Source organism: Pseudomonas sp. QTF5 (assembly GCF_000512695.2).
Lineage (GTDB): Bacteria > Pseudomonadota > Gammaproteobacteria > Pseudomonadales > Pseudomonadaceae > Aquipseudomonas.
The window spans coordinates 68,225-92,441 of record NZ_AZRW02000020.1; the positions used below are offsets into that span (position 1 = coordinate 68,225).

23 protein-coding genes are annotated in these 24,217 nt (G+C 60.2%); 5 read left to right on the forward strand and 18 right to left on the reverse strand.

Translation table 11 applies throughout. From position 1 onward, the window contains the following. Positions 1-3: 3 nt before the first annotated feature. The gene (gene sugE / locus IC37_RS16990) at positions 4-318 is read left to right on the forward strand and encodes a quaternary ammonium compound efflux SMR transporter SugE (RefSeq protein WP_030131681.1); all 315 of its coding nucleotides are present in this window, start codon (positions 4-6) and stop codon (positions 316-318) included. Between the two features lie 96 nt (positions 319-414). Here the strand turns inward: sugE and IC37_RS16995 are convergent, their stop codons facing one another. The 3 genes from IC37_RS16995 to IC37_RS17005 all read right to left on the reverse strand — a co-directional run bounded on the left by IC37_RS16995 (position 415) and on the right by IC37_RS17005 (position 3,967). Then, positions 415-2,289, reverse strand: a complete 1,875-nt coding sequence (locus tag IC37_RS16995; RefSeq protein WP_030131682.1) for an MFS transporter — start codon at positions 2,287-2,289, stop codon at positions 415-417. A 109-nt stretch (positions 2,290-2,398) separates the two neighbouring features. Beyond that, a complete protein-coding gene (locus tag IC37_RS17000) occupies positions 2,399-3,550 on the reverse strand; it encodes a TDT family transporter (protein WP_030131683.1) in 1,152 nt (383 codons plus the stop codon). Between the two features lie 105 nt (positions 3,551-3,655). Further along, the gene (locus IC37_RS17005; protein WP_030131684.1) at positions 3,656-3,967 is read right to left on the reverse strand and encodes a cupin; all 312 of its coding nucleotides are present in this window, start codon (positions 3,965-3,967) and stop codon (positions 3,656-3,658) included. A gap of 300 nt (positions 3,968-4,267) precedes the next feature. On the opposite strand from IC37_RS17005, the gene IC37_RS17010 reads away from it, so the two are divergent. After that, positions 4,268-7,738, forward strand: coding sequence for a PAS domain-containing hybrid sensor histidine kinase/response regulator (locus IC37_RS17010; RefSeq protein ID WP_030131685.1), 3,471 nt, complete (start codon positions 4,268-4,270; stop codon positions 7,736-7,738). A 171-nt stretch (positions 7,739-7,909) separates the two neighbouring features. Here the strand turns inward: IC37_RS17010 and rmuC are convergent, their stop codons facing one another. Together rmuC and IC37_RS17020 are read right to left on the reverse strand one after the other, a co-directional pair. Beyond that, complete coding sequence (gene rmuC, locus IC37_RS17015) at positions 7,910-9,274, reverse strand: DNA recombination protein RmuC (protein WP_177409410.1); 1,365 nt, start codon at positions 9,272-9,274, stop codon at positions 7,910-7,912. A 175-nt stretch (positions 9,275-9,449) separates the two neighbouring features. Then, entirely contained in the window at positions 9,450-9,773 is a 324-nt protein-coding gene (locus IC37_RS17020; protein ID WP_081729396.1) for a hypothetical protein, read from the reverse strand. 991 nt (positions 9,774-10,764) lie between these two features. Between IC37_RS17020 and IC37_RS17030 the strand changes: the two genes are divergently transcribed. From IC37_RS17030 to IC37_RS17040, 3 genes are all read left to right on the forward strand, one after another. Then, positions 10,765-10,989, forward strand: a complete 225-nt coding sequence (locus tag IC37_RS17030; protein WP_007898912.1) for a hypothetical protein — start codon at positions 10,765-10,767, stop codon at positions 10,987-10,989. 275 nt (positions 10,990-11,264) lie between these two features. After that, the gene (locus IC37_RS17035; protein WP_030131688.1) at positions 11,265-11,747 is read left to right on the forward strand and encodes a hypothetical protein; all 483 of its coding nucleotides are present in this window, start codon (positions 11,265-11,267) and stop codon (positions 11,745-11,747) included. A 147-nt stretch (positions 11,748-11,894) separates the two neighbouring features. Beyond that, on the forward strand, positions 11,895-13,166 hold the full coding sequence (locus tag IC37_RS17040) for an OmpP1/FadL family transporter (protein WP_030131689.1): 1,272 nt from the start codon (positions 11,895-11,897) through the stop codon (positions 13,164-13,166). 76 nt (positions 13,167-13,242) lie between these two features. On the opposite strand, the gene IC37_RS17045 is transcribed toward IC37_RS17040, so the two are convergent. From IC37_RS17045 to IC37_RS17100, 13 genes are all read right to left on the reverse strand, one after another. Further along, positions 13,243-13,791 (reverse strand): glutathione peroxidase, encoded by a 549-nt coding sequence (locus tag IC37_RS17045; protein ID WP_030131690.1) that lies wholly within the window; start codon positions 13,789-13,791, stop codon positions 13,243-13,245. A gap of 58 nt (positions 13,792-13,849) precedes the next feature. Continuing rightward, on the reverse strand, positions 13,850-13,972 hold the full coding sequence (locus IC37_RS30575) for a hypothetical protein (protein ID WP_256580749.1): 123 nt from the start codon (positions 13,970-13,972) through the stop codon (positions 13,850-13,852). Further along, positions 13,969-15,177: an MFS transporter gene (locus tag IC37_RS17050; RefSeq protein ID WP_030131691.1), complete on the reverse strand. Its 1,209-nt coding sequence runs from the start codon at positions 15,175-15,177 to the stop codon at positions 13,969-13,971. Before IC37_RS17050 ends, IC37_RS30575 begins: the two co-directional genes overlap by 4 nt. Before the next feature lie 52 nt (positions 15,178-15,229). After that, positions 15,230-15,634, reverse strand: coding sequence for a MarR family winged helix-turn-helix transcriptional regulator (locus IC37_RS17055; RefSeq protein ID WP_030131692.1), 405 nt, complete (start codon positions 15,632-15,634; stop codon positions 15,230-15,232). A gap of 155 nt (positions 15,635-15,789) precedes the next feature. Next, positions 15,790-16,524, reverse strand: coding sequence for an adenosylcobinamide-GDP ribazoletransferase (locus IC37_RS17060; RefSeq protein ID WP_030131693.1), 735 nt, complete (start codon positions 16,522-16,524; stop codon positions 15,790-15,792). Between the two features lie 2 nt (positions 16,525-16,526). Then, positions 16,527-17,102: an alpha-ribazole phosphatase family protein gene (gene cobC / locus IC37_RS17065; protein WP_030131694.1), complete on the reverse strand. Its 576-nt coding sequence runs from the start codon at positions 17,100-17,102 to the stop codon at positions 16,527-16,529. Further along, on the reverse strand, positions 17,099-18,154 hold the full coding sequence (gene cobT, locus IC37_RS17070) for a nicotinate-nucleotide--dimethylbenzimidazole phosphoribosyltransferase (RefSeq protein WP_030131695.1): 1,056 nt from the start codon (positions 18,152-18,154) through the stop codon (positions 17,099-17,101). Before cobT ends, cobC begins: the two co-directional genes overlap by 4 nt. Then, positions 18,151-18,684 carry a bifunctional adenosylcobinamide kinase/adenosylcobinamide-phosphate guanylyltransferase gene (cobU, locus tag IC37_RS17075; RefSeq protein WP_030131696.1) on the reverse strand — a complete coding sequence of 178 codons (534 nt, stop codon included), beginning with the start codon at positions 18,682-18,684 and terminating at the stop codon, positions 18,151-18,153. Before cobU ends, cobT begins: the two co-directional genes overlap by 4 nt. Before the next feature lie 121 nt (positions 18,685-18,805). Beyond that, entirely contained in the window at positions 18,806-20,278 is a 1,473-nt protein-coding gene (locus IC37_RS17080) for a cobyric acid synthase (RefSeq protein WP_030131697.1), read from the reverse strand. Then, positions 20,275-21,267 (reverse strand): threonine-phosphate decarboxylase CobD, encoded by a 993-nt coding sequence (cobD, locus tag IC37_RS17085; RefSeq protein WP_030131698.1) that lies wholly within the window; start codon positions 21,265-21,267, stop codon positions 20,275-20,277. Before cobD ends, IC37_RS17080 begins: the two co-directional genes overlap by 4 nt. Next, complete coding sequence (gene cbiB, locus IC37_RS17090; RefSeq protein WP_030131699.1) at positions 21,260-22,168, reverse strand: adenosylcobinamide-phosphate synthase CbiB; 909 nt, start codon at positions 22,166-22,168, stop codon at positions 21,260-21,262. Before cbiB ends, cobD begins: the two co-directional genes overlap by 8 nt. After that, the gene (bluB, locus tag IC37_RS17095) at positions 22,165-22,815 is read right to left on the reverse strand and encodes a 5,6-dimethylbenzimidazole synthase (RefSeq protein ID WP_030131700.1); all 651 of its coding nucleotides are present in this window, start codon (positions 22,813-22,815) and stop codon (positions 22,165-22,167) included. Before bluB ends, cbiB begins: the two co-directional genes overlap by 4 nt. Then, a complete protein-coding gene (locus IC37_RS17100) occupies positions 22,812-24,209 on the reverse strand; it encodes a cobyrinate a,c-diamide synthase (RefSeq protein WP_030131701.1) in 1,398 nt (465 codons plus the stop codon). The genes bluB and IC37_RS17100 overlap by 4 nt, the downstream gene beginning before the upstream one ends. Positions 24,210-24,217: the final 8 nt, after the last annotated feature.

The window sequence follows — 24,217 nt, forward strand, 5'->3', positions numbered from 1 at the left end:
GTGATGTCCTGGATCATTCTGTTTTTCGCTGGTCTGTTCGAAGTCGGCTGGGCCGTCGGCCTGAAATACACCGACGGTTTCAGCCGCCCTATTCCTACCGCACTGACCGTTGCCGCCATGGCGATCAGCCTTGGCCTGCTGGGCCTTGCCATGAAGGAATTGCCGCTGGGCACGGCCTATGCGGTCTGGACTGGCGTGGGTGCGGTGGGCACGGTGATCGCCGGAATCATTCTGTTTGGTGAATCCATGGCGCTGTTTCGGCTGGCCAGTGTGGCGTTGATCATTGCCGGGTTGGTTGGGCTCAAGGTTAGCGCTTAGGCCACTACCGTCTTCGCGGGCAAGCCCGCTCCCACATTTGACCGCATTCCAATGTGGGAGCGGGCTTGCTCGCGAAGAGGCCCGCAAAGTTACCGACTATCTAACGGCCCCACGCAAATCCCCCACCAACCCTTGCAATGTCGCCGGTTCAGCCGCTTCAACGGCCACCGCCGGCCCCGCCACCAAAGTCACCCGCGACCACAGCCTGCGAAACACGCCCTTGTCCGGATCACGGCTGAAGAAACTTCCCCACAACCCCTGCAACGCCAGCGGAATCACCGGCACCGGCGTTTCTTCGAGAATCCGCGTCAGCCCGCCCTTGAACTCGTTGATCTCGCCATCGGCGGTCAACTTGCCTTCAGGGAAAATGCACACCAGCTCGCCGTCCTTCAGATACTGGGCGATGCGGGTGAAGGCTTTTTCGTAGATCTGAATATCTTCCTGACGCCCCGCGATCGGAATTGTCCCGGCGGTGCGGAAGATGAAGTTCAGTACCGGCAAGTTGTAGATTTTGTAATACATCACAAAGCGAATCGGCCGACGCACTGCGCCGCCAATCAGCAACGCATCGACGAACGACACATGGTTGCAAACTAGCAGTGCCGCGCCCTCATCGGGAATCAGCTGCAGATTGCGATGCTCGACGCGGTACATGGAATGGCCGAGCAGCCAGATCATGAAACGCATGCTGAACTCGGGGACGATCTTGAAGATATAGGCGTTGACGCCAATGTTCAGCAGCGACACCACCAGGAACAGCTGCGGGATCGACAGCTTGGCGATGCTCAGCAAGAGGATCGACACAATCGCCGACACCACCATGAACAGAGCGTTAAGAATGTTGTTGGCGGCGATCACCCGAGCACGCTCATTCTCGACGGTACGCGACTGGATCAGCGCATACAGCGGCACAATGTAGAAACCACCGAAGACCCCAAGCCCCAGAATATCGATCAACACCAGCCAGGCGCGGCCAAACCCAAGGACTTCGATCCAGCCATGGCCAGCAACGCTGTCCGGAATCCCGCCGGAATGCCACCACAGCAACAGGCCAAACACCGTCAGACCGAATGAGCCGAACGGTACCAGACCGATCTCGACTTTGCGTCCGGAGAGCTTCTCGCAGAGCATCGATCCCAGTGCGATACCGACCGAGAACACCGTAAGAATCAGCGTTACCACGGTCTCGTCGCCGTGCATCCATTCCTTGGCATAGGCCGGAATCTGCGTCAGATAAATCGCCCCGACAAACCAGAACCATGAGTTACCGACGATCGAACGCGATACCGCAGGGGTTTGCCCGAGACCCAGTTTCAAGGTGGCCCAGGACTGGCTGAAGATATTCCAGTTCAGGCGCATTTCCGGCGATGCCGCCGCGGCCCGGGGAATGTTGCGGCTGGCCAGGTAACCGAGCACCGCGATACCGATGATGGCCGTGGACACGACCGGCGCGTAATTGCTGGACGACATCATGATCCCGGCGCCAATGGTCCCGGCGAGAATTGCCAGGAAAGTGCCCATTTCCACCAGACCGTTGCCGCCCACCAGCTCTTCTTCGCGCAAGGCCTGCGGCAGGATCGAATACTTCACCGGCCCGAACAGCGCCGAATGGGTGCCCATGGCAAACAGCGCCACCAGCATCAGCGACAGGTGATCGAACATGAAACCGACCGCGCCCACCGCCATGATGACGATTTCCCCGAGCTTGATCAGACGGATCAGCGCGTCCTTGGCGAACTTTTCCCCGAACTGCCCGGCCAGCGCCGAAAACAGGAAGAACGGCAGGATAAACAGCAACGCACACAGGTTGACCCAGATCGAGCGGTCACCCTCGATAGTCAGCTTGTACAAAATGGCGAGAATCAGCGACTGCTTGAAGATGTTGTCGTTGAACGCCCCGAGCGACTGCGTGATAAAAAACGGCAGGAAGCGCCGAGTACGAAGCAAGGTGAACTGAGAGGGGTGACTCATCTTCCATGTGTCCCTGATGTTGGGTAGAGAGTGGGTAAAGAGTGGCGTGGATACTTTTATTGGAATATCGAACGTCGATCCAGGCCACAGATTACCCAATCTTGGCCGGTTATTTCTTTAATCCTGCAATGCACGGCGAGACAAACAGCTCACCCCGCCACGCACCCTGCACCGTACGCTTGGCGACTATCAACCACATCACCGCCAGCATGGCCACCAACACGCAACCAAAAACACTGAAAAACGTCAGGTTCAAGGTGCTGGCCAGTTTCAGCGTAGCCAGTGAATAGACACCCAGCGGGAAAGTGAAGCCCCACCAGCCGAGGTTGAACGGGATGCCGGCGCGCAAGTAACGCGCGGTGATCAACAGCGCAATCAGCATCCACCAGAGCCCGAAGCCCCACAGTGTGATGCCGGCCACCAAGCCAAGCCCTGCGGCAATCTCGCCGATACCCGGCAGACCGTTGGCGGCAAAGATCGCTGGCGCGTCGGCGCCCAACAGCAACATACCCAGCGCACCGGTGCCAATCGGCCCAAGGGCCAGCCAGCTCGAGGCGGCCATGTTTTCGTGGGGCAATTTATGCAACGCCATACGCAGCAACAGGATGGTCAGAATGCTGAACGCCACCGGCAGGGAAAACGCCCAGAGCACGTAGCTGGTCACCAACACCACCAGTTGTGAATGAGCATCGACCAAGTGCGGCGCCAACAAGCCGCCGCTGGCAGCCGCCACTTCCGCCGCCACCACTGGCAACAGCCAGACGGCGGTCATCTGGTCGATGCTGTGCTCCTGACGAGTGAACATCATGTAGGGAATCAATACGCCGCAGGCCAGCGACATCGCCACGTCCAGCCACCACAGCACTTCGGCGAGGTGAATCACTCCATCGCCCCAGCGCAGCAAACCGAACAGCAGAAAGCCATTGATGATGGTCGCAAGCCCCATGGGAATGGTGCCGAAAAACATCGAAACCGTGGAGTGCCCAAAAATCCGCCGCGCCTCGTCGAAGAACATGACCCAACGCGCGGCATACAGGGCCGTGAACAAAACAAAAAGGGCAATATTGAACAGCCACACCCCTTCGGCAAAGGCATGCAGACCGGGATTCGACACCGGCAATTGCGCAAGCGCCAGCGCCAATACACCCGTGCCCATAGTCGCCGCGAACCAGTTGGGGGTGAATTGGCGGATGGCCTCACGTGGGTGCTGCAAATGACTGAGCGGTTTGATACCGGGTTTAACGCTATGGGTGCAGGTCATGGTGAACTCCTGTCCTCTTGTGAGGTGGAGTTCATGATAGATCCGAATAGAATATCGATATAACGGGCAATATCTCTAACTGTTATCTGCTTTATAGATAACTAATCAGACACTGCCTTCAGATTCGATCACCAATATTCTCGCCACACTCAACGGATGAGCTACATGCTCAGTGCCCACGGAGGCATAAAAAATATCGCCGACTTCGAGTAGCGTTTCCTTTTCCAGGCCTTCTTCGCGATAACGCATCTGCACCTGCCCATCGAGTACCACGAACACTTCCTGACCGTCGTTGATATGCCATTTATAGGGCTGATCGGTCCAGTGCAAACGAGTGGTGATGCCGTTCATGTTGGCAATGTCCAGCGCCGCCCAAGCACGGTCACCGGTGAAAGATTTGCTGCGGATGATCTTCATGGGTCGGTCCGTCGAAATGAATGGCGGTGCCAAGGCTAACGGTCATAGAACATCGATGCCACAGACTTTGACGGATTGCATCGGTTGATCGATATTGCGTTGAATCAGTAACGCCGTCTTCGCTGTAGGAGCGAGGCTTGCCCACGAAGAGGCCCGACAAGACACCAAAGATCCAACTGACTCCCAACCTGCGACACCCCGCCGCGCCACGACCTTGGTCGACACTGACTAACTCTGGTGGTCATGCGAAACTGTTTTGACCGGGCGAAGTCCCCCGGATGTCTTTTGTCTGGAGCTCCCATGTCGCTGTCCATCGGGCTGATCGCCACCGTCGCCCTGGCCTATATGGCCATCCTGTTCGCTATCGCCTTTTACGGCGACCGTCGCAGCACGCCGTTGCCGCCACGGGTGCGGGCCTGGGTGTACAGCCTGTCGCTGGCCGTTTATTGCACCAGTTGGACGTTCTTTGGCGCAGTGGGCCAGGCGGCCGAACAACTCTGGTCATTCCTGCCGATCTACCTCGGGCCGATCCTGCTGCTGGTGTGCGCGCCGTGGGTCCTGCAAAAAATGGTGATGATCAGCAAACAGGAGAACATCACCTCCATTGCCGACTTCATCGCCGCCCGTTACGGCAAATCCCAATCGCTGGCGGTGGTGGTGGCGCTGATCTGTCTGGTCGGCGTGTTGCCCTACATCGCCTTGCAGCTCAAGGGCATCGTGCTGGGCGTGAACCTGCTGATCGGCGCCGGTGCCGACGCCATGGGCACCCGCGCGCAGGACACGGCGCTAATCGTATCCTTGGTGCTGGCGCTGTTCACCATCGTTTTCGGTACCCGCAACCTCGACGCCACGGAACACCACCGCGGCATGGTGCTGGCGATCGCCTTTGAATCACTGGTCAAACTGTTCGCTTTTCTCGCGGTCGGCGCGTTCGTGACCTACGGCCTGTACGACGGTTTCGACGATCTGTTCGACCAGGCCATGCTCGCCCCGCGTCTCGAAGCGTACTGGAAAGAAACCATCAACTGGCCGTCCATGGTGGTGCAAACCGGCGTGGCGATGATGGCGATCATCTGCCTGCCCCGGCAGTTCCATGTGACCGTGGTGGAAAACATCGAGCCTCAGGATCTGCGTTTGGCCAAGTGGGTGTTCCCGGCCTATCTGGCGCTGGCGGCATTGTTTGTCGTGCCGATCGCGCTGGCCGGCCAGATGATGCTGCCCAGTTCGGTACTGCCGGATTCATTCGTCATCAGCCTGCCCCTGGCCCAATCCCACCCTGCTCTGGCGATGCTGGCGTTTATTGGCGGCGCTTCCGCGGCGACCGGCATGGTGATCGTGGCCAGCGTGGCGCTGTCGACCATGCTCTCCAACGACTTGCTGCTGCCGTGGTTGCTGCGGCGTAACAACGCCGAGCGGCCGTTCGAAGTGTTCCGCCAGTGGATGCTTTCGGTGCGCCGGGTGAGCATCGTGGTCATTCTGCTATTGGCCTATGTCAGTTATCGACTGCTGGGCTCCACCGCAAGCCTGGCAACCATCGGCCAGATCGCCTTCGCCGCCGTGACCCAACTGGCCCCGGCCATGCTCGGCGCGCTGTATTGGAAACAGGCTAACCGCCGTGGGGTGTTCGCGGGACTGGCCGCCGGGACGTTCCTCTGGTTCTACACTCTGGTGCTACCGATCGCCGCCAACAGTCTCGGTCTGCCCATGAGCAGTTTTCCGGGCCTGGCCTGGCTGCAAGGCAACCCGTTGAACCTGCCGATCACACCGCTGACTCAAGGCGTGGTGCTGTCCCTGGCGGGCAACTTCACCTTGTTCGCCTGGGTCTCGCTACTGTCACGCACGCGGGTTTCGGAGCATTGGCAGGCCGGCCGCTTCATCGGCCAGGAAATTAGCGCCCGCCCAAGCGCCCGTTCGATGCTGGCGGTACAGATCAACGACTTGCTGCAACTGGCCGCCCGTTTTGTCGGCGAAGAACGGGCTCGTCAGAGCTTCATCCGTTTCGCCTACCGCCAGGGCAAAGGCTTCAACCCGAACCTGAACGCGGACGGTGAATGGATCGCCCATACCGAACGCTTGCTGGCCGGTGTACTCGGTGCATCCTCGACCCGGGCGGTGGTAAAAGCCGCCATCGAAGGTCGGGAAATGCAGCTCGAGGATGTCGTGCGGATCGCCGACGAAACCTCGGAAGTGCTGCAGTTCAATCGCGCCCTGCTGCAAGGCGCCATCGAGAACATCACCCAAGGCATCAGCGTGGTCGACCAGTCGTTGAAACTGGTGGCCTGGAACCGGCGCTACCTTGAGTTATTCAACTACCCTGACGGTTTGATCAGCGTTGGCCGGCCGATTGCCGACATCATTCGCTACAACGCCGAGCGCGGTCTGTGCGGCCCCGGCGAAGCAGAGGTGCATGTCGCCCGTCGCTTGCACTGGATGCGTCAGGGCCGGGCCCATACCTCCGAGCGGCTGTTTCCCAATGGTCGAGTGATCGAGCTGATCGGTAACCCGATGCCCGGCGGCGGTTTCGTCATGAGCTTCACCGACATCACCGCGTTCCGCGAAGCCGAGCAAGCGCTGAAAGAAGCCAACGAAGGCCTCGAGCAACGGGTCACCGAACGAACCCACGAACTGTCGCAACTCAACCTTGCCCTGACCGAAGCCAAGGGCACCGCCGAATCGGCCAACCAGTCGAAAACCCGTTTCCTGGCCGCCGTCAGCCATGACCTGATGCAACCGCTGAACGCTGCGCGACTGTTCTCTGCCGCCCTCTCTCATCAGGAAGACAGTTTATCCAGTGAGGCGCAGAAACTGGTTCATCACCTGGACAGTTCACTGCGCTCGGCCGAGGACCTGATCAGCGACCTGCTGGACATTTCCCGCCTGGAAAACGGCAAGATCAACCCTGATCGCAAGCCCTTCATGCTCAATGAGTTGTTCCATACATTGGGCGCCGAGTTCAAGGCGCTGGCTCAGGAACAGGGGCTGAAATTCCGCGTCAGGGGTAGCGCGCTGCGGGTCGACAGCGACATCAAACTGCTTCGGCGGATTTTGCAGAACTTCCTGACCAATGCCTTCCGCTACGCCAAAGGGCCGGTGTTGCTCGGCGTTCGGCGGCGCAACGGCGAACTGTGCCTGGAGGTCTGGGACCGTGGACCGGGTATTCCGGAAAACAAACAGCGGATGATTTTCGAAGAGTTCAAACGCCTCGACAGCCACCAGACCCGGGCCGAGAAAGGTCTGGGTCTGGGCCTGGCGATTGCCGATGGGCTGTGTCGCGTGTTGGGTCACACCTTGCGCGTGCGTTCCTGGCCGGGGCGCGGCAGCGTGTTTAGTGTCAGCGTGCCGTTGGCTCGGGTACAAACCGCGATGCCAACCAAAGTCGCCGAACTCAATGGCCATTTGCTCAGCGGCGCGCAGGTGCTGTGTATCGACAACGAAGACAGCATCCTGATCGGCATGAACAGTTTGCTCACGCGCTGGGGTTGCCAGGTCTGGACCGCGCGCAATCGTGATGAATGCGCGACGCTGCTCGGTGATGGGATGCGTCCGCAACTGGCGCTGGTGGATTACCACCTGGACGATGGCGAGACCGGAACCGAGTTGATGGCGTGGTTGCGCACGCAACTGGGTGAGCCGGTGCCGGGGGTGGTGATCAGTGCCGATGGACGGCCGGAGACGGTGGCCCAGGTGCATGCGGCGGGCCTGGATTACCTGGCCAAACCAGTGAAACCGGCGGCGTTGCGGGCGTTGTTGAGTCGGTATTTGCCGTTGTAATGCGGCAGGTCTGAACCCTGTAGTGGGGCGATTGACGCCTTCGCGAGCAAGTCGGATCGCCGCACCGCCGCTCCCACAGGGGTTTGTGGTGTTCACTCTATTTGTGTAACAACACCAATCCACTGTGGGAGCGGCGGTGCGGCGATCCGACTTGCTCGCGAAGCTTTTCGGCTACTCCGGCAACTCGGCCAAGCCATCGACATCCGTCATCGCCCGCTCCAGCAAGTCCGCTGGCAAGCTCTTGCTGGCCCGTGCCCCTAGCAGTTTGAGCTGCTCGCTGCGGCTGACCAGGTTGCCGCGGCCTTCTGTCAGCTTATTGCGTGCAGAACTGTAGGCCTTGTCCAGTTGCTGCAGGCGATTGCCGACTTCATCCAGATCCTGAATGAACAACACGAATTTGTCGTACAGCCAACCGGCGCGCTCGGCGATTTCCCGGGCGTTCTGGCTCTGGCGTTCCTGCTTCCACAGGCTGTCGATGACGCGCAAGGTGGCCAGCAACGTGGTCGGGCTGACGATCACGATATTGCGGTCGAATGCCTCCTGAAACAGCGTCGGCTCAGCCTGCAACGCCGCAGAAAACGCCGCTTCGATCGGAACGAAAAGCAGAACGAAATCCAGGCTGTGCAAGCCGTCGAGCCGCTTGTAGTCCTTGCCGGCCAGGCCTTTGACGTGATTTCGCAGAGACAGCACATGCTGTTTGATGGCGATCTGGCCGATGGCATCGTCCTCGGCCGCCACATATTGCTGATAGGCCGTGAGGCTGACCTTGGAATCGACCACGACCTGTTTGTCGCCGGGCAGGTAAATAATCACATCCGGCTGGAAACGCTCACCGTCCGGCCCCTTGAGATTGACCTGGGTCTGGTACTCACGCCCCTTCTCCAGGCCCGCGTGCTCAAGCACCCGTTCGAGAATCAGTTCACCCCAGTTGCCTTGGGTTTTCTGCCCTTTCAAGGCGCGCGTCAGGTTGGTGGCTTCGTCGCTCAGGCGCAGGTTCAGTTGTTGCAGCCGCTCCAGTTCCTTGGCCAGGGAAAAACGCTCGCGGGCTTCGGCCTGATAGCTTTCCTCGACGCGCTTTTCGAACGACTGGATACGTTCCTTCAACGGATCGAGCAACTGCCCCAAACGTTGTTGGCTGGTTTCGGCAAAGCGTTGCTCACGCTCATCGAAGATCTTGCCCGCCAGCTCGGCGAATTGCGCACGCAGCTCGTCTCGGGAGCCTTGCAGGTCGTTGAGGCGCTGCTGATGGCTTTCCTGCTGCTCACGCAGTTCGGCGTTAAGAGAGGCTGCCTGAGCATCGAGGCGACGCAATTCAGCCTCTTTGCCAGCGCGCTCGATATTCCAGGCGTGGGCCGCGTCGCGGGCATCGTCGCGTTCGATCTGCAGCAGTTCGACTTCACGGCGCACGGCGGCCAGATCGGCCTGTTTGGCGGCGTTGGCCTGGCTCAGGTCGGCGATTTCATCACGGCAGGTATCAAGCTGGGCATTCAAGCCGTCCTGCGTCAGCTGGGCGATGGCGAGGCGCTCTTCCAACAGCGCCAGCTCGGCCTGCCCCGAACTTGCCCGACGCTGAAGTTGCCAGGCCAGTACCAGTAACGGCAGTGCAGCGCCCGCCAGACCCAGCAATGCGCTGGTCAAGTCCATCGCCATAGCCACTCCTGCCGATCAGATAAAGCGTGAAGGTTAACCAAAGCGTCAGGTCTTGGACAGCTCAGTCTTCGGTCAGGCCGAGTTCCTGTTGTGCGCGTCGGTCGCCCGCACGTGCGGCCTGACGCAACAGCTCCTGACCAATGCGGCGGTCCCGGGCATTTCCACATTCGCGGCACATCAGCTGGCCGAGGCGGCTTTGCGCGGCCACGACGCCTTCGCGGGCAGGCTGCTTGAGCAAGCGTCCGGCGAAGTGTTTGACGTTGGAGTTTTCGCCCAGTCGCGGGCTGTCCAGTAGCCACTCGGCCACGCGCATCGAAAAGCGCTTGGGTGGGGTAATACTGGGGGATGTTGAGGCAGCAGGGGCTGATACTGAGCGAAACTTCATAAAGCACTGTGGGCAGATCGGAAGGCGCGCCACTCTACTCTTTTTTTCGTACAGGTAAAGCCGAAAAAAGCCTGCACGCCCGTCCTAGAGCAAGCGCTTGGGACAATCCACAGAAGCTGTGGATAACTCAGTGGACAACCGCCTTTGAACTCGCGCAAAGCCGTGTGGGATGGGGCTCGCAGTCAAACTGACGATTTTTTCACCAGTAAAAAAAAGCGATGTTTTTCATTGACTTAAATTTTCATTACAGGCACCCACTCCCATTGAGGCGAGGATGACAGTGGGATTACAGTTCGCGCAACTTATGTGCACAAGTCTCTGCGAGGCAGTTATATCGATGCGCTTTTTCGGCGCGTTTTTTGGTAATGCCTGGGGATAAACCCGTGCAACCCGCGCTACAGATTGATCCTGGCTCGATCGTCCTCTCGGATCAACGGTCGGGTTGCGGGTTATTACGGGGCACTCGTCTCCCGGTGACTCTTGCGACCACTCAGCCGGAACTCGTCGATAGGTATTCCAGCGATCTTTTTTGCGAACAGACTTCCCTTTCGCAATTCAATCCGTTAGTATCCGCGGCGTTAGTACCAAGCTGAAAGTCAATTCTGGTCGAACAAATCCCCCCGGTCAGCCTTCTCCAAGAGACGCCTTCACCGACAAAGCGGGATCGACCACCTCGATGGTTTCCAGGTAAATCTTGCGCCAACATAGCCTTTGAATCGAAAACCAAGGGTGTTGCGAAGCTCACTTACTCTGACCGAACCAGCCTGCAAATTGATCAGGATCTTCACCCCGGGCCCAGAACCTTTGCCCTTGATGTGTTGCCTGCCCTCCTAAGTACCTACCTGCCAGCCCAAGCGCGCCAATTTATCAGCGCTTCAAACTGGCTGCTTTGTTCCAGTCGGGTTCTTCGTTCGACCAATGGTGGTCGTCGTCACTGGAACGTTTTAACTTTGCACGGTTCTTATCCGTGTCGCTTGTAGGAACACCAATTATGTCCACTCAAATCCACACTCAGGATGCCATTCGCACCCTAACCAACGCTTTTGCTCCAATGAACTGCCTGATTATGGCCGCTCGCAAAGGCTGCTTCAGCTTCACTCTGGTCAACGAACACGGCATCGCTCGTCACAGCGAACGCCTGTACCCGGATCAATACTCCAGCGCAGAACCGCTGCAGGCTGTGATCGAACGCACTCGCCAGGCACTGGTTGCCTGAGACGCCAGAAAGGCTGAAAACCTCAAAAGCCCTGCTGAAAAGCGGGGCTTTTTATTGCCCGATATTTCTCATTTCGCGACCTACGGCTAAGCACCAACCGATATAACGGTTATAACTCGAAGCCGGAAATATTTTAAAAACAGTCCTTTACAGCGAAATAATGACACTACACTTCAACTCAAGCGGCTTGATCCGCTTCCGGCGAGACTGAATCGATCCATTGCTGCCAAGGCCCCCTTCAGGTCTCGCCGACCACTTCAGGTTTCGAGGGCTTTATGGGTATCGCTGCCAGCGAACTGTGTCGTTATGTGATCCGTCCGACATTGATCTACCTCGGACGCCACAGCGCAACTGCCGAATCCCTGCTACTGGGCATCGCCGCCAGTCAGTCAGCCCTTGGTTCAGCCCTGCATGACCGTCGTGGACACGGCCTGTACCGAATCACCGAGCCCCGCCACAAGGCACTTTGGGATCACTACCTGGCCCTGGACCCGGATCGGGCAAGCCTGGTCCGCGGCTTGGCCAGCCAGCATGCTTTTCTCAGCGGCCCGCACGTGGAATTGACCGTCAACCTGCGTTACGCCACTGCCATCGCCTGGCTGCTGGTAGAAGAACAGAACACTCCCCTCCCCGCCTCCGATGACCTACTGGGAATGGCCCGAATCTGGCGCCAGACATTCCAGCCCCAAGGTCGTCTGCGAGATTTTACCTACGCCTGGCAAACCTGTGTTTCATCCTTGAATCAGGTCGCCTGCTGATTTACCCATTTTCCGAAGATCGCACAAAATGTCGCGATTATGGTCTGATTGTCCTACAAAACCGCTCTAACTCAAGCGATACAGGCTATAGCGCCTGGACGAAAATGTTGGTAATTTTCGCCCCGGTGATCACCAGGAGTTCTAATAATGAAAAAAGTAATGCTCAAAACCACCCTTAGCCTCGCCGTTGCCTTGGCATCCACCCAGATATTTGCAAGTGGCTTTGCCATCAACGAACAAAGCATCAGCGGGATGGGCACAGGTTTTGCCGGGCGATCCTCTTCTGCCGACGACGCAAGCACCATTTTCGGCAACCCTGCCGGCATGTCTCGCCTCAAGCGCGAACAAGTGACCGGCGGCGCTGCACTGCTCGACGCACACACCGACATCAGCCACGCCAGTTCCAGCCCGAACAGCGGCAGCAACGATGGCGACATGGTTCCGCTCGTTGCCGTGCCGATGGGCTACTACGTCAAGCCAATCGATGACCATTGGGCATTCGGCATCGGCATGTATGCCCCTTTCGGCCTGGTGACCGACTACGAGAACGGCTTTGCCGGCCGTTACTTCGGCAGCAAGAGCGAAGTGAAAGTCATCACCTTGCAACCGACCGTCAGCTACGCCCTCAACGACAAGGTGTCGATCGGCTTCGGTCCGACCATCAACCGCATTGAAGGGACCCTGGAATCGAACCTGTCGATCACTCAGGCCGCGCCGGACGGCAAGGTCAAGATCAAGGGCGACGACACCGCGCTGGGCTACAACATCGGCGTGCTGGTTCAAGCCACCGACAGCACGCGCGTTGGCCTGACCTACCACTCGAAAGTGAAGTACAAGCTCGAAGGCGACACCAAGGTCAACTACAACGTCCTCGCAGCGGTGGGCCAGAACCCAAGCCAGAAGTACGACGCTTCGCTGGACGTAACCACGCCTGAGTCGGTCGACTTCTCGGTCACTCACGCGCTGAACGACAAGTGGACCCTCTACGCAGGCAGCACCTGGACTCGCTGGAGCCGCCTGAAAGAAATCCGCGTCGAAAACGAAGGCGTGCCGACCATTTTGAATGGCCAGTTCGGCACCATCACCGAAGAGCAGAACTGGCACGACACCTGGGCTCACGCCATCGGCGCGTCCTACCAGTTGAACAAGGAATGGGTACTGCGTACCGGTCTGTCCGTCGACCAGGCACCGACCAACAACGTCGACCGCTCCCCGCGCATCCCGACAGGCGATCGCAAGATTTTCAGCCTGGGCGCCGGCTGGAGCCCGACCGACGATTTGACCATCGACGTGGCGTACTCGTACCTGCGTGAAGAGTCGGTCAAGGTCAACAACAGCAACAACCGTGGCCAGACCTACAACGCCAAGTATGAAAACTGGGCGAACGGTTTCGGTGTAGGCGCGACCTACCGTTTCTGACGGTTCATCACTCGCCGATTGAATTGAAGAAGCCCCGCACTCTTGTACAGAGGCGGGGCTTTTTAGTGCGCGTCGATCAGGGTTGCGAAGCGAGAGCTTTCTCAATCGCCTCGATGAACTCGGGATTATCCGGCTTGGTCAGGCTGGAAAAATTGGCGATCACTTTGCCTTGGCGATCGACCACGTACTTGTAGAAATTCCACTTCGGCGAACTGCTTTGTTCAGCAAGGACCTTGAACAAATGCGTTGCGTCATCGCCGCGAACTTTCTGCGGCTCGGTCATGGTGAAAGTCACGCCGTAGTTCACGTAACAGACCTTGGCAGTCTCTGCGCCATCTTTGGATTCTTGCTTGAAGTCATTGGACGGAACACCGACCACCTCAAGCCCTTGATCCTTGTAACGCTGATACAGCGCCTCAAGGCCTTTGAACTGCGGGGCAAAGCCACAGAAGCTCGCGGTATTGACCACCACCAGTGGCTTGCCGGCGAAGCGCTGGCACAGATCGATGGATTCCTTGGCTCGCAGTTTCGGCAGCGAGCCTTGCAAAAGCTCTGGGCACTCGGCCCGCGCCAATCCAGTAAAAGCCACCAACAACGCGGGAACTGCAAGCCAGCGCATCAGCATGTCGGACACCCTTGAGCAATAATCGTCAGAAAACGAAATTACTCGCCTTCGTCGCTCGCTAGCAAGCACCCATGCCCAACTGCATCAATGCCAACCCGCCCTGACGCCAGCCCCACCACGCCAAGGCCAGCAGCAATACGCCGATGGCGATTACAGCCATCCGCGGCCAGAGACTGTTCATGCTGCACTCATCCGGGTTTGCAGACGTGCCACTGGCTGCTCGCGCACCGGCCAGTTCAGGGCTGCGGCTACCAGACTCAGGAGAATCGCCACCTGCCAGATCAAGTCGTAACTCCCGGTTCGGTCATACACCACCCCACCCAACCAGCCGCCGAGGAACGATCCGAGCTGGTGGAAGAGGAAAACAATCCCACCGAGCATGGACAAATTTCGTACACCGAACAAGGTCGCCACTGTGCCGTTGGTCAAGGGCACCGTCGACAACCAGAGGAACCCCATGGCCATGCCGAACGAATAAGCTGTGACCTGAGTGACCGGCGCCCAGAGGAACAGCACAATCACCACTGCCCGCAACAGATAAAGACCGGTGAGCAAACGTGGTTTGGACATCCGCCCGCCAAGCCAGCCCGCCGTATAGGTGCCGAAGATATTGAACAGTCCGATCAGCGCCAGCACCGTGGTGCCGACGGAGGCTGGCAAATGTTGGTCCACCAGATAGGCCGGCAGGTGCACGCCGATGAACACCACTTGAAAACCGCAGACGAAAAAGCCGAACGCCAACAGCCAGAATCCTGAATGGGAACAGGCTTCGCGCAGCGCTTCAGAAAGGGTTTGCTCGTGCCCGAGAACCGGCAGCGGCTTGTCCTTGAGCATGCTCACCAGCGGCACGATCAGTGCCACCACCAGGCCCAACACCAGCAATGCAGCGGACCAGCCAAGCCAACCGATCAATCCCAGCGTACCGGGCAACATGGCGAATTGACCGAAAGAACCGGCGGCGCTGGCGATCCCCATGCCCATGCTGCGTTTTTCCGGCGGCACGGCACGACCGACCACGCCGAGGATCACCGAGAACGAGGTGCCCGACAGACCGATGCCGATCAACAGCCCGGCGCTCAAGGACAAGGTCACCGCCGAATCGGACAGCCCCATGAAAACCAGACCCAATGCGTACAGAACGCCACCGATCAACACCACCTTCGCGGCGCCAAAGCGGTCAGCCAGAGCACCGGTGAACGGCTGCGCCAGGCCCCAGATCAGGTTCTGCAAAGCAATGGCGAAAGCAAACACTTCGCGACCCCAGCCGAACTCGGCACTCATGGGCGCCAGAAACAGCCCGAAGCCGTGTCGCACACCCAAGGACAACGCCAGAATCAGCGCACTGCCCAACAGCACCCAACCGCATGTACGCCACATCGATGTCATTCTTGTTCTCCGGTAGCGGGTATATACCCGCTTAAGATCGAACAAACCGGCCTCAAGCCAGTTCGTCCAGCAGTTTCAGCAAGGTTTCACGCTTCTCGGCACCCAGCCGGTCGATCAACCGCTGCTGGGCCGCTTCCCAAGCCGGCAAGGCCGCTGCCAAACGTTCACGCCCTGCCTCGGTAAGCAGCACGATGCGATTGCGCATGTCCTCACCCTCGACCAGCGTCACCAAGCCTTCGCCCTCCAGCACCCGCAGATTGCGCCCGAGGGTGCTGCGATCCAGGCCCATGGCTTCGGCCAAAGACGAGATGCTCGGCTGATCCAGACGCTGCAGATTGCACAGCAGAGAATATTGGGCAACGTTGATCCCGAAGCCGTCGAGGGCGCCGTCGTAATGCCTGCTGACGCCACGAGCGGCGCGACGCAGGTTAGTGCACAAACATTGGGAAGGAAGCATAGTGCGTGTATATACCCGCGGTTAAATGAAAGCAATTTTTTCGACACATATTGCCTGTAGGAGCGAGCGGTGCGGCGATCCGACTTGCCCGCGAAGAACGATAACGCGGTCGGCCTGATGGACTGCAGCGCTCCCTTCGCGGGCAAGCCTCGCTCCTACAGGATCAATGCAAGCCCCACCAGTACCACCATTTCCAGCAATTCCAGCAATGCCCCCGCCGTATCGCCGGTTGTCCCGCCCAAACGCCGCACCATCACTTGCCGCAACCAGACAAACAGCACCGTCGCCAACACAAGCGCCCACACACCGCTGAGGCCAGCCATCAGCACACAGGCCACCGCACTGATCGCCAACACCTGCTGACCCGCTAAACGCGGCAGATGATCGGCCAGCGCCTGCCCCAATCCACCCGGGCGCACGTAAGTCGTGGTGAGGAATAAGCCCAGTAACGCGCTGCGGCTAATCAGTGGAACGATGATCAGGACCACGCTGTGCTGCTGCTCGATCAACGCCAGCAACGCGGCGAACTTGAGCAGCAACACCAGCACCAGCGTCACCACCGCAATCGGCCCGCTGCGTGGGTCTTTCATGATGGTCAGGGTGCGTTCACGGTCGCCGTAACCCCCAAGCCACGCATCGGCGCTATCGGCCAGGCCATCCAGGTGCAACGCGCCGCTGAGCACGACCCAAACGCTCAGCAGCAGTGCGGCGTGAAGCAATAATGGCGTGCCCAGCAATAGCCCGTTCAGCCCCCACAGAATCACGCCGAACAGAAAACCGACCAGCGGATAAAACAGCAGCGATCGGCCCAATTCCTCAGGGGCCGGCATGCCCGGCAGGCGAATCGGCAGGCTGCTCAGAAATTGCAGGGCGATCCAGAACGGCAACATTGTCAGATCGCTTCCCTTAACAAGACGCCGGACTCGACCGACAACGAGAACAACGCGCCATGGCCAACTTCAACATTAAGCAACTGTTCACGCGGCAATCCGCGCGCTTGAGCCAGCAACAAACGCATGACGCCGCCATGGCTGATCAGCAAGATTCGCTCACCCGCATAGGTCGCGTGCAGCCGTTCGATGGCCGCCAACACCCGTGTCGAAAAATCCGCAACCGGCTCACCCTCGGGCGGCGTGAACGAATAAGGATCAGCCCAGAACAAACCCAACGCCTCGGCGCTGGTTTCCATCAACGCCGCCGCGCTCTGCCCTTCCCAGGCGCCGAAGTGCAGCTCTTGCAGATCCTTATCCAGTTGCACCGGCAAACCCAGTTGCGCCCCAAGCTCTTCAGCAAAACGCGCGCAACGCTGCAACGGCGAACTGACCAGTCGATCCCAGGGCCCCTGCTCGATCACCGCCGCGCGCATCTGCTCCCAGCCCTTGCCGGTCAGCGCATCGTCGAGGCTGCCGCGCAAACCGCCGCCGAGTTCGGTTTCGCCATGGCGCAACAGGTCCAGGCGCAAGGTCATGCCGGGCGATCCGCCACCGCGGCTTCGGCAAATGTCGCCATCTGCCCGTGCAGGTCGCAGGCCAGACGCAACAATGGCACGGCCAATGCCGCACCACTGCCCTCGCCCAGTCGCAGACCGAGGTCCAGCAACGGTTCGGCGTTCAGGGTTTCGAGCACATGCCGATGACCCGGCTCGGCGCCGCGATGACCGAACAGCAACCACTCACGGCAGGCCGGATTCAAACGCACCGCCAGCAGTGCGGAGACGCTGCAAATAAACCCGTCGACCAACACCGCGACACCTTCCTGAGCACAGGCCAGGTACGCGCCGACCAGCGCAGCGATTTCGAAACCGCCGAGGTTGAACAAGGTCTGCAGCGCATCGCCCCGTTGAGCGCCATGCAACGCCAAGGCGCGTTCGATGACCTGAGCTTTATGGCTGACACCCGCCGCGTTCAAACCGGTGCCCGGCCCGGCCAGATGCGCCACCGGGCAATCGAGCAACGCACAGGCCAGCGCGCTGGCCGCGGTGGTGTTGCCGATGCCCATTTCGCCACCGATGAACAACTGCGCGCCGGCTGCGATGGCGCGCTGCACACTCTCGCGGCCGGCCTGCAAGGCGAGTTCGCCTTGGGCCTGAGTCATCGCCGGCCCCTGGACGAAATTCGCCGTGCCCGGGCCGATATTCAGGTGACGCACACCCGGCAGATTCAACGAGGGCGTGACGGTGCCGAGGTCGACCACTTCCAGGGAAGCCCCCAACTGCCGCGCCAACACGCTGATCGCCGCGCCGCCGCTGACAAAGTTATGCAGCATCTGCCCGGTGACTTCCTGCGGAAACGCCGACACCCCTTCGGCGACCACACCATGGTCACCGGCAAAAATCGCGATCCACAGCTGATCGAGCGTCGGCTTGACCTGCCCCTGCAACCCGGCCAGTTGCACCGCCACCGACTCGAGCCGGCCGAGTGAGCCGGCTGGCTTGGTCAGTTGCTGTTGACGCGCCTGCGCCTGTTCGACCGCTTGCGCGTCGATTGGCTTGCACGGGTTCAGCCACCAGGAGTGAGTCATAACGCAGTTCCTTTCAAAGTCAGGGGCAGGCCAGCGACGGTCAGGACGACTCGCTGACAGCGCTCGGCCAAGGCTTGATGCAGCCAACCGGCTTCATCGACATAGCGGCGAGTCAATTCGCCCAGCGGTACGACACCCATTCCGGTTTCGTTGCTGACAAAAATGATTTCACCCGGCAACGACGCCAGGCAGTCCAGCAGGGCTTCGCGTTCGGCCGACAAGCGCTCGGCGTTATCGAGCATCAGTAGATTGGTCATCCACAGGGTCAGGCAATCCACCAGCAAGCAACGATCGGCACTGGCGTTTTCGCGCAGCACGCGGGCGAGTTCCAGCGGTTCTTCGATCAATGCCCATTCGGCCGGACGGCGAGCGCGATGATGGGCCACCCGTTCGTTCATTTCACCGTCTTGAGATTGGCTGGTGGCGATGTAGGTGGCTATATAAGTGACTTGGAGTTGACTGTCTGTCGCCAGTTTTTCGGCCAAGCGACTTTTGCCGGAGCGGGCGCCGCCGAGGATCAGTTGCAGCATGGTTTATTCCTTAAGATGTGCGGTGAGGCGACTTCAGTCTTCGCGAGCAAGCCCGCTCCCACATTCGAACGTATTCCAATGTGGGAGCGGGCTTGCTCGCGAAGAGGCCAGCACATTCACCCTAAAACCCACAAAGCTCCCGCAACAACCCGGTATCCAGATGCTTCTCCACCAGATCCGCCAACCGCTCGATATCGCGCTCGCGCAAGGCGTGATAATCCACTTCCTGCACATCCTGCAACCCGGCCCAGCGCAACAGCGCACTGCACGCCGCCGGTGACTCGAACAGCCCATGCAAATACGTGCCGAAAATCTGCCCATCGACACTTTGCGCGCCATCGCAGCGACCATCGTCCAGCTGTACCGCGGCGTTTTCCAGGGCCGGCCCGGTGGTTACGCCGGCATGAATTTCATAGCCGCTGACCTCTGCGTCCTCCAGCGCCAGGCGCCCACGCACATTGCGCAACTGCTTCTCGTCTTCGAGCTGCGTTTCGAACGCCAGCAGGCCCAAACCGGCACTGGAACCCGGCGCGCCTTCGAGACCCAGCGGGTCGTGCACCTGCTCGCCAAGCATTTGCAGGCCGCCGCAGATCCCCAGCACTTTTCCGCCGTAGCGTAAATGCCGCGAGATCGCCGTGTCCCAGCCGTTGGCCCGCAGATACGCGAGGTCGCTGCGCACGCTTTTCGAGCCGGGAAGAATGATCAGATCGGCCGACGGAATCGTCTGGCCGGGGCCGATGAATTGCAGGTCCACTTGCGGATGCAGGCGCAGCGGATCGAAATCGGTGTGGTTGCTGATGCGCGGCAGTACCGGCACCACCACATTGAGCACTTGATCGGCCTTGTCGGTCTGACGCTGATCGAGACCGTCCTCGGCCTCAAGATGCAGGTCCATCACATACGGCAAAACGCCGATCACCGGTTTGCCGGTGCGTGCTTCCAGCCAGTCCAGCCCCGGTTGCAGCAAGGCGATGTCGCCACGAAAACGGTTGATGATGAAGCCTTTGACCCGCGCCTGTTCGCTGGGCGAAAGCAACTCCAGCGTACCGACTAAATGCGCGAAAACTCCGCCACGATTGATGTCAGCAATCAGCACCACCGGGCAGTCAACCGCCTCGGCAAACCCCATGTTGGCGATGTCGCCGGCACGCAGGTTGATCTCTGCCGGCGAACCCGCGCCTTCGACCATCACCACCGGATACGCCGCGCTCAGCCGTTCGTGGGAGGCCCGCACCGCTTGCATGGCGATGGCTTTGTAGTCGTGATAGGCGACGGCGTTCATGGTGGTGACCGCGCGACCATGAATGATCACTTGGGCGCCGGTATCGCTGTTGGGTTTGAGCAGCACCGGGTTCATGTCGGTGTGCGGCTCCAGGTTCGCGGCCTGGGCCTGCACCGCTTGAGCGCGACCGATCTCGCCACCGTCGGCGGTCACCGCGCTGTTGAGGGCCATGTTCTGCGGCTTGAACGGCACGACACTCACACCCTGACGCGTGACCCAACGACACAGCGCCGTCACCAGCGTGCTTTTACCGGCATCCGATGTGGTGCCCTGCACCATCAAAGTCGCGCCCTGCACCTTCAACGTAGTCATTGCGCTTCCTTAAAGTAAGCTTCAAGCGCTTGCTCGAGACGCTGCCAATCCGCTTCATCGGCGGGCAAGCCAAACCGCACGCTGCTGTTGTGGGTGAACAATCGCAGCAGAATGCCGCGTCGGGCCATGAATTCATGCAGCGCTTCGGCACGCTCGGTGATCAGCCATTGGAACAATGCGCAGCCACCCTGAGGTTTGAAACCGTACTGCTCAAGCAGCAACGCCAGACGCTCGCCGGCTTCGTCAGCGCGAATGCGCTGTCGCGTGTGCCCCTCGGTATCCGTCAAGCACGCCTGGCCCAGCACGCGGGTCGGACCGCTGACCGCCCAAGGCCCGACCTGTTCAGCCAACAGTTTGAGCAACTTGCGCTCGGCCAATACAAACCCCAGCCGCACACCGGCCAGGCCGAAAAATTTGCCGAAGGAACGCAGCACGATCAAGCCGATCTGATTGGCGAACGGCGCCAGACTCAGATGCGGGGTGTTGTCCATGAATGCCTCGTCCACCACCAGCCAGCCACCGCGCTGGGCCAGCCGCGCATGCCAATCCAGCAGGCGAGCCGGGGTCAGGCTCAGCCCCGTGGGATTGTTCGGGTTGACCACCACCAGCACATCAAGGCTGTCGAGAAAGAAATCGACTTCCGACTCCAGCACTTCACGCACGATGTAACCGTTGCGACGCCAAGCTTCGGCGTGCTCGGCGTAACACGGCGACAGCACGCCGACCTTGCCGGCCCGACGCAAACGCGGCAGCAACTGGATCGCCATTTGCGAACCCGCCACCGGCAACACCTGAGCCGCACCATAATAGTCGCAGGCGGCCTGCTCCAGACCGTCATCGGTTTCCGGCAACCGCGCCCAGGCCCGCAGCGGGATGTCCGGGACCGGGAATGGCCAGGGCGCCAGACCGCTGGAGAGGTCGAGCCAATCGGCTTCGGCAATGCCGTATTCAAGCGCCGCCTTGCGCAAGCGGCCACCGTGCTCAAGCATAGAACTCAGCCCCCACGCAGAGAATCAGCAGCCATAACCATACCCCGCGCTGGACCAATTGCCAGCCACGGTCGATGGAATCGGCATCCGCCGGCACGCCTTCACCCAATAGCGGGCGCTGATGCAGTTCACCGTGATAAATCGCTGCCCCACCCAATTCGACACCCAGCGCACCGGCACCGGCCGCCATCACCGGCCCGGCATTCGGGCTGTCCCAGGTCGGGCCCTGGGTACGCCAGCACTTCAGCGCCAGTCGGGTTTTGCCCAGCAGCGCGTAGGTCAACGCCACCAGGCGTGCAGGAATGTAGTTCAGAACATCATCGATCTTCGCCGCAGCCCAACCGAAACGTTCGAAGCGTTCGTTGCGATAACCCCACATCGCATCGAGTGTGTTGCTCAGGCGATAGAGCACCACGCCGGGCGCACCCGCCACGGCAAACCAGAACAGCGCGGCGAACACCGCATCGCTGCCGTTCTCCAGCACTGACTCGGTGGCAGCGCGGGCGACTTCGGTTTCATCCAGTTCGCTGGTCTGACGGCTGACCAGATAGCCGACGCGTTTGCGCGCCTCGATCAGATCATCACTGCGCAGAGCCTTGGCCACTGGCTCGACATGCTCGCCGAGGCTGCGCAGGCCGAGGGCGCAATAGAGCGCGAGAATCTCGACGATCCAACCGACATAAGGCGCCCAGGAAAATGCGGTGGCCAGCAAGGTCAGCGGCACGACCGCCATCACCCAGGCCGTAACGCCGTGACTGCGCCACCCGCGACCACCGGAGTTGAAACGTTGCTCGATGCGATCGGCAAAACGACCGAACGCCACCAGCGGATGCCAGCGTTTGGGTTCACCCAGCAGCGCATCCAGCGCGACCGCGGCGACACTCAACAACGCCACACTCATTGACTCACTCCCCAATAATTTTCATACAGCAACTCGCTGAGTGGGCGCGCTTGCGCCCAACCTTCGAGTACCAGCATCGGCGCCGGATAGAATTCCTTGACCGGCCCCAGACAAAGAACGGCCAAAGGCTTGGCCCCGCTCGGTAACCCCAGCAAGTCCGCCAACGCTTGCGGCTCGAACAGCGACACCCAGCCCATGCCCAGGCCTTCGGCGCGGGACGCCAGCCAAAGGTTCTGGATGGCGCAGGACAACGAGGCCATGTCCATTTCCGGCAATGTACGACGGCCGAAGATATGACGTTCGCGATCGTCCATCAGAGCAGCGACCAGCACCTCGGCGCAGTCGTTGATGCCTTCGACCTTGAGCTTCATGAATTCGTCGGAGCGCTCGCCCAGAGCTTCGGCAGTGCGGATGCGTTCTTGTTCAACCAGTTGCTGGATCATGCCGCGCAGTGCCCGGTCGCTGATGCGGATGAAACGCCAGGGCTGCATCAAGCCGACACTCGGCGCCTGATGCGCGGCTTCGAGCAGACGACGAAGTAACTCGGGTTCGACCGTGCCGCCGCTGAAGTGCCGCATGTCGCGACGTTCGGCGATGGCTCGGTAAACGGCTGCGCGTTCGGCTTCGGAAAATGCGTTGTCGGTCATGGCCTCTTCGCGAGCAAGCCCGCTCCCACATTTGAAATGCGTTCCCCTGTGGGAGCGGCGGTGCGACGATTCGACTTGCTCGCGAAGGCGGCCTCACGATCAGGCACAAACAGCGCGGCAATCGCTGTCGGATTGGACGGAAAATAAAAATGCACATAAGAAGCCGTCATCCGCCCCTCACGATAAACCGCCTCCGCCCCTCGCCCGCCATTGGGGCTCAAACCTCGGGCAATCGGCTCAAGTTCGGTGCTGGTCAGCGAGTGGTGATACGTGTGCCCGCGCAGCAACCCTTCCGGCAATTCGACCGCCTGCAAGGCCAACGCGGCCAGACGCTTCTGCATCACCGCATCACCGGCCAGCAAGCCAACCAGCTCAGCGCGAGTGCCCTCGACATCGGTCAACGAATCCAGCAGATACAGCATGCCGCCACACTCGGCCAGCAACGGTTTGCCCGCCGCGTGGTGAGCGCGGATCGCGGTCAGCATCGGCGTGTTTTGTGACAACGCCACATGGTGCAATTCGGGGTAACCGCCCGGCAGATAGAGGCTGTCGGCCTCCGGCAGCCCGGCGTCGCGGATCGGCGAGAAGAAGGACAATTCGGCGCCCATGGCCCGCAGCAAATCCAGGCTCGCACCATAGGTAAACGCGAAGGCTTCGTCCCGGGCCACGGCAATCCGCACACCGGCCAGCAACAGTTCGGCCGCGATCACTTCAGGCGCGGCGAATTCCACGGCCGGCGGCAACGCGACGTCGCAACTGCTGGCCAGTGACTCTGCCGCTGCATCGAGACGCAGGTCGAGATCATTCAATTCGCTGGCCTGAACCAGGCCGAGATGCCGACTCGGCAATTCGATCCCGGTCTCCCGGGACAACGCGCCGTACCAGCGCAAGCCTTCAGTCAGGCTGCCTTCGAGCAACTGCGCATGCCGCACGGTGCCGACCCGGTTGGCCAGCACACCGGCAAACGGCAAGTCCGGCTGATAGCGCGCAAGGCCCAGGGCCAGCGCGCCAAACGTCTGCGCCATGGCGGTGCCGTCGATCACGCCGAGCACCGGCACACCGAAATGCCGCGCCAGGTCGGCGCTGGACGGCGTACCGTCGAACAGCCCCATGACGCCTTCGATGAGGATCAGATCGGCTTCGCCAGCGGCCTCCCACAATAGACGCCGACTTTCTTGCTCGCCGACCATCCACATGTCGAGTTGATAGACCGGTGCGCCGCTGGCGCGCTCGAGAATCATCGGGTCGAGAAAGTCCGGGCCGCATTTGAACACGCGAACCTTGCGCCCCTGATTGCGATGCAAACGGGCGAGCGCGGCGGTGACGGTGGTCTTACCCTGACCGGAGGCCGGCGCGGCGATCAGTACCGCCGGGCATTGACGATGGCTATTCATAAAGTGCA

What these genes read in the sequence shown, in the direction of transcription:
- sugE (WP_030131681.1), top strand. Translation starts at nt 4, where the DNA reads ATGTCCTGGATCATTCTGTTTTTCGCTGGTCTGTTCGAAGTCGGCTGG.
- IC37_RS16995 (WP_030131682.1), bottom strand. Translation starts at nt 2,289, where the DNA reads ATGAGTCACCCCTCTCAGTTCACCTTGCTTCGTACTCGGCGCTTCCTG.
- IC37_RS17000 (WP_030131683.1), bottom strand. Translation starts at nt 3,550, where the DNA reads ATGACCTGCACCCATAGCGTTAAACCCGGTATCAAACCGCTCAGTCAT.
- IC37_RS17005 (WP_030131684.1), bottom strand. Translation starts at nt 3,967, where the DNA reads ATGAAGATCATCCGCAGCAAATCTTTCACCGGTGACCGTGCTTGGGCG.
- IC37_RS17010 (WP_030131685.1), top strand. Translation starts at nt 4,268, where the DNA reads ATGTCGCTGTCCATCGGGCTGATCGCCACCGTCGCCCTGGCCTATATG.
- IC37_RS17020 (WP_081729396.1), bottom strand. Translation starts at nt 9,773, where the DNA reads ATGAAGTTTCGCTCAGTATCAGCCCCTGCTGCCTCAACATCCCCCAGT.
- IC37_RS17030 (WP_007898912.1), top strand. Translation starts at nt 10,765, where the DNA reads ATGTCCACTCAAATCCACACTCAGGATGCCATTCGCACCCTAACCAAC.
- IC37_RS17035 (WP_030131688.1), top strand. Translation starts at nt 11,265, where the DNA reads ATGGGTATCGCTGCCAGCGAACTGTGTCGTTATGTGATCCGTCCGACA.
- IC37_RS17040 (WP_030131689.1), top strand. Translation starts at nt 11,895, where the DNA reads ATGAAAAAAGTAATGCTCAAAACCACCCTTAGCCTCGCCGTTGCCTTG.
- IC37_RS17045 (WP_030131690.1), bottom strand. Translation starts at nt 13,791, where the DNA reads ATGCTGATGCGCTGGCTTGCAGTTCCCGCGTTGTTGGTGGCTTTTACT.
- IC37_RS30575 (WP_256580749.1), bottom strand. Translation starts at nt 13,972, where the DNA reads ATGAACAGTCTCTGGCCGCGGATGGCTGTAATCGCCATCGGCGTATTG.
- IC37_RS17050 (WP_030131691.1), bottom strand. Translation starts at nt 15,177, where the DNA reads ATGACATCGATGTGGCGTACATGCGGTTGGGTGCTGTTGGGCAGTGCG.
- IC37_RS17055 (WP_030131692.1), bottom strand. Translation starts at nt 15,634, where the DNA reads ATGCTTCCTTCCCAATGTTTGTGCACTAACCTGCGTCGCGCCGCTCGT.
- IC37_RS17060 (WP_030131693.1), bottom strand. Translation starts at nt 16,524, where the DNA reads ATGTTGCCGTTCTGGATCGCCCTGCAATTTCTGAGCAGCCTGCCGATT.
- cobC (WP_030131694.1), bottom strand. Translation starts at nt 17,102, where the DNA reads ATGACCTTGCGCCTGGACCTGTTGCGCCATGGCGAAACCGAACTCGGC.
- cobT (WP_030131695.1), bottom strand. Translation starts at nt 18,154, where the DNA reads ATGACTCACTCCTGGTGGCTGAACCCGTGCAAGCCAATCGACGCGCAA.
- cobU (WP_030131696.1), bottom strand. Translation starts at nt 18,684, where the DNA reads ATGCTGCAACTGATCCTCGGCGGCGCCCGCTCCGGCAAAAGTCGCTTG.
- IC37_RS17080 (WP_030131697.1), bottom strand. Translation starts at nt 20,278, where the DNA reads ATGACTACGTTGAAGGTGCAGGGCGCGACTTTGATGGTGCAGGGCACC.
- cobD (WP_030131698.1), bottom strand. Translation starts at nt 21,267, where the DNA reads ATGCTTGAGCACGGTGGCCGCTTGCGCAAGGCGGCGCTTGAATACGGC.
- cbiB (WP_030131699.1), bottom strand. Translation starts at nt 22,168, where the DNA reads ATGAGTGTGGCGTTGTTGAGTGTCGCCGCGGTCGCGCTGGATGCGCTG.
- bluB (WP_030131700.1), bottom strand. Translation starts at nt 22,815, where the DNA reads ATGACCGACAACGCATTTTCCGAAGCCGAACGCGCAGCCGTTTACCGA.
- IC37_RS17100 (WP_030131701.1), bottom strand. Translation starts at nt 24,209, where the DNA reads ATGAATAGCCATCGTCAATGCCCGGCGGTACTGATCGCCGCGCCGGCC.